Source organism: Providencia sp. AGC89, assembly GCF_053543535.1.
Window position 1 is genome coordinate 1 of record NZ_JBIXLP010000029.1, and the last position, 1,297, is coordinate 1,297.

The 1,297-nt window shown below is 47.3% G+C and carries 2 tRNA genes and 1 rRNA gene; all 3 read left to right on the top strand.

Features of this window, described 5'->3' with window-relative positions:
- Window positions 1-519: ribosomal RNA gene (locus tag ACIPUA_RS06760) — 16S ribosomal RNA — on the top strand; the annotation flags it as partial.
- A gap of 65 nt (window positions 520-584) precedes the next feature.
- A tRNA-Ile gene (locus ACIPUA_RS06765) sits at window positions 585-661 on the top strand.
- A 155-nt stretch (window positions 662-816) separates the two neighbouring features.
- Window positions 817-892: transfer RNA gene (locus ACIPUA_RS06770), tRNA-Ala, on the top strand.
- Window positions 893-1,297: the final 405 nt, after the last annotated feature.

Sequence of the window (1,297 nt, forward strand, 5' to 3'; positions counted from 1 at the left end):
GTGCCTTCGGGAACTCTGAGACAGGTGCTGCATGGCTGTCGTCAGCTCGTGTTGTGAAATGTTGGGTTAAGTCCCGCAACGAGCGCAACCCTTATCCTTTGTTGCCAGCGATTCGGTCGGGAACTCAAAGGAGACTGCCGGTGATAAACCGGAGGAAGGTGGGGATGACGTCAAGTCATCATGGCCCTTACGAGTAGGGCTACACACGTGCTACAATGGCGTATACAAAGAGAAGCGACCTCGCGAGAGCAAGCGGAACTCATAAAGTACGTCGTAGTCCGGATTGGAGTCTGCAACTCGACTCCATGAAGTCGGAATCGCTAGTAATCGTAGATCAGAATGCTACGGTGAATACGTTCCCGGGCCTTGTACACACCGCCCGTCACACCATGGGAGTGGGTTGCAAAAGAAGTAGGTAGCTTAACCTTCGGGAGGGCGCTTACCACTTTGTGATTCATGACTGGGGTGAAGTCGTAACAAGGTAACCGTAGGGGAACCTGCGGTTGGATCACCTCCTTACCATTGAAGTGTTTTTGTGAAGTGCTCACACAGATTGTCTGATGAAATAGAGTAGCAGTATCAATAGGCTTGTAGCTCAGGTGGTTAGAGCGCACCCCTGATAAGGGTGAGGTCGGTGGTTCAAGTCCACTCAGGCCTACCAAATTTTGTTTATTCGTTGTTGCAGATTAGCTCGTTTACCCAAAAGTAAACTTCGCCAATCCGCGCCTAGACTAAACAAAATTGGTAACTTTAAGCATACTAAAAGCGAGAAGTATAAATTTTATTATTTATCATTGATACTGAAATTACCTTTATGGGGCTATAGCTCAGCTGGGAGAGCGCCTGCCTTGCACGCAGGAGGTCAGCGGTTCGATCCCGCTTAGCTCCACCATAAATTTTTCTGATTATTCAGAATAGATTAGTCAAATAGTCTATTGCGAATAATTATGCTCTTTAACAATCTGGAACAAGCTGAAAATTGAAAACAACGCACATTGTTTATCGCTTAAACAATGTGAGAGTCTCTCAAAAATCTCAACTTGAAGTGTTTTTCAAACACACAAACGAGTGGCATGAGCGAGCAGTGTGAAATCCAAGGCGGCTAGCGCACAGCAAGCGCAGCGTACAATAGTACGTGAGCATTGCGAGCACTACCCAACGAAGAAGTTCACCACGCACAGCCATGACGTTAAGTGTCGTATGATAAGAAGACACCTTCGGGTTGTGAGGTTAAGCGACTAAGCGTACACGGTGGATGCCTAGGCAATCAGAGGCGATGAAGGACGTGCTAATCTGC